A 2,554-nucleotide genomic window follows, 5' to 3' on the forward strand; every position below is an offset into this window, starting at 1 on the left:
CATTCTCTCCTTAACGGTGGCTCTAGTTCTTCTTTTGCCACCGTTCTCATCTTTGGTTAGTCTAAACTACAGTAAAAATGGCCGAACTAATTCCGTGGTCAGAATTTGAAGCAGAATATGCTGAAAACTTCCCCACAGAAAAGGGGGCACCAGCCAAATCATTTCGGATGGCATTGGGAGCATTAATCATCTAAGAAAAACTCTTAATTAGCGATCGCGAAACAGTAGAACAGATCCGGGAAAACCCCTATCTACAATACTTTATTGGTCAATCAAGCTACAGTAACAAGCTACCCTTTGACCCATCTCTATTAGTTCATTTTCGGCAAAGAATTAGTCCGAACCTAATTAATAAAGTCAACGAACGAATGGTTGAAAAAATCCGCTCCATCAGCCCAGTTAAACCGGAAAAAAAAAAGGATTCGGACGCCCAAAATGAGTCACCCAATCGCGGAAAATTAATCATAGATGCAACCTGTGCTCCAGCCGATATTAGTTATCCGACCGAGTTAGGACTATTAAATGGAGCCAGAGTTCATACAGAAAAAATTATCGACATTTTGTATAAACAAATTAAAGAAAAAACTACTAAAAAACCAAGAACATACCGTAATCTAGCGAGAAAAGACTACTTATACCATTTTCCTAAATTCCTGCTACAGATAAACCCTCTAATATGAATGGATATCCCGTCAAGGAAGCAATCACTTCGTTAGTCAGCTTTTTTAACTCTTTTTGCACTGTCTCTCTCAATTCTTCTATACCATCAAATCTCAACCATTTCAATTGTTCCTTGATATACCCCCACAGCCTTTCTATTGGATTCACTTCCGGACTATAAGCCGGTTGAAACAGTAAAATCACGTTTTCTGGTATACTTAGGTTCAATGAACAATGAAATCCTCCATTGTCTAGTTGAATTATATGCAAATCATCTGGATAAGCGGTGGCAAATAGCTCCAAAAACTTCTCAAAACACACTGTGTCTAGATGCGTAAATTCATAAAAAAATCCCTCTCCTGTTTGAGGTTCTACTACTCCATACAACCACAGATATATAAAGTCCCATTGCACTGCTCCGTGAGGCTTAATGCCTTTGCCAGTTAATTTCCTTCTTTGAATTGTGTGTAGCCCCATTCGACTTTCTTCTTGGCTCCAATATCGAATTTTTTGCCATTGCTTTAAAAATCTCTCACTTTGACTCAGGCTGGCTTTTACTAAGGATGGCAGTTTTTTTTAAATTCTGCTACTGCACCTTTTTTCTGTTTTTCACTCACGGGACGCGGCACTTTTAATTTCCCTTTGAGTCGATATCTTGCCCACTGATGTACTGTTCGATATGCCACTTTTACTTCACAGCAACTTGTCAACCATTGATGTACTTCTTTGTAGCTACTAAATCCTTCGGGTTCTTGTAATTCTTTTGATAATCTATCTACAGTTTCAGGATTCATTATTCTTGGTCTTCCCGAACGAGGTTTCTGCAATAATAATTCTTCGATTCCCCCCGAACGATAACTAGACAACCATCTTTGTATTGTGGTACGATGTTTCCCTAACCGCACAGCGGCAGATAATACAGTTTCTACCGTTTGGGTTTTGAGCCAATACAGAACTTGCAGTTTTTCGTAGCAAGTCACATCTTTCTCTTTCCTCAGAAGAGCTTTCAGTTCTTCTTCTGTTTCCCGAATTTCAATTTTGACAACTCCTGACATTTTTCTTCTTTATATTTGGGTACTAATTAACAAAAAAGACACCTACTAACTGTAGCACTATTTTAGGAAATTGGTATTAGCAGTAGCGAAACAAAGACGACCCACCCAAACTAAAAAAAGACAGGCAATTAAAAAACAACTTCAATATATCAAAAGAAACTTAGCTCATATTGAACAGCTAATCGATTCAGGTGCGACCCTAGAAGGTCTGAATAAAAAGCAGTATAAAACCTTGCTAGTCCTCACAGAAGTCTATCGCCAACAGCAATGGTTGTTTGACAACAATAAACAGAGCATTGAGGATAGAATAGTAAGTTTAAGCCAACCCCACATCCGTCCCATAGTCAGAGGAAAAGCCGGAAAACGCGTAGAATTTGGAGCTAAAATATCAGCGAGCTGCTTTGAAGGATATGTATTTTTAGACCGGATGAGCTGGGACAATTTTAACGAATCAGGAGACTTAAAAGCACAAGTAGAAGCCTATTATAAATTTACAGGACACTATCCTGAATCAGTTCATGCGGATCGAATTTATCGTACACTCTTAGAACCGAGCTTGGTGTCATGAAAAACGCATTAGAATCAGTGGGCCACCCCTAGGAAGACCCCCATCCCATGTCAGCAAAGAAAAAAAGAGGCAAGCGTTGGAAGATGATAGAATTCGCAATGCTATTGAGGGCAAATTCGGGGCTTGCGGAAACGAAGATTCGGGCTCAATCGAGTGATGACAAAACTTGATAATACTTCACAAACAGCTATTGCTAAGCTGTTGCACATTTAAACTGTGATACAAGCATTGCCCTTATTTTTGATTTTGCGACCCCATTTAATTATTAATT

At 39.0% G+C, this 2,554-nt stretch carries 2 protein-coding genes and 2 pseudogenes; 2 read left to right on the forward strand and 2 right to left on the reverse strand.

Annotated elements, in window-relative coordinates; all coding sequences use genetic code 11:
• Positions 1–71: 71 nt before the first annotated feature.
• Positions 72–635 (forward strand): annotated as a pseudogene (locus tag QUA74_RS29535) (transposase); the annotation flags it as partial.
• A gap of 10 nt (positions 636–645) precedes the next feature.
• On the opposite strand, the gene QUA74_RS29540 reads toward QUA74_RS29535, so the two are convergent.
• Together QUA74_RS29540 and QUA74_RS29545 are read right to left on the reverse strand one after the other, a co-directional pair.
• On the reverse strand, positions 646–1,230 hold the full coding sequence (locus QUA74_RS29540) for an IS630 family transposase (RefSeq protein WP_333336301.1): 585 nt from the start codon (positions 1,228–1,230) through the stop codon (positions 646–648).
• Complete coding sequence (locus QUA74_RS29545; protein WP_333336299.1) at positions 1,218–1,715, reverse strand: helix-turn-helix domain-containing protein; 498 nt, start codon at positions 1,713–1,715, stop codon at positions 1,218–1,220. The genes QUA74_RS29540 and QUA74_RS29545 overlap by 13 nt, the downstream gene beginning before the upstream one ends.
• A 64-nt stretch (positions 1,716–1,779) precedes the next feature.
• Between QUA74_RS29545 and QUA74_RS29550 the strand changes: the two are divergent.
• Positions 1,780–2,478, forward strand: a pseudogene (locus QUA74_RS29550) (transposase); the annotation flags it as partial.
• Between the last annotated feature and the right edge of the window lie 76 nt (positions 2,479–2,554).

This window comes from Microcoleus sp. LAD1_D3, from assembly GCF_036702135.1.
Classification (GTDB): Bacteria; Cyanobacteriota; Cyanobacteriia; order Cyanobacteriales; family Microcoleaceae; genus Microcoleus.

Excerpts from the sequence above, each read along its gene's own strand:
- QUA74_RS29545 (WP_333336299.1), bottom strand. The coding sequence starts at position 1,715 with ATGTCAGGAGTTGTCAAAATTGAAATTCGGGAAACAGAAGAAGAACTG.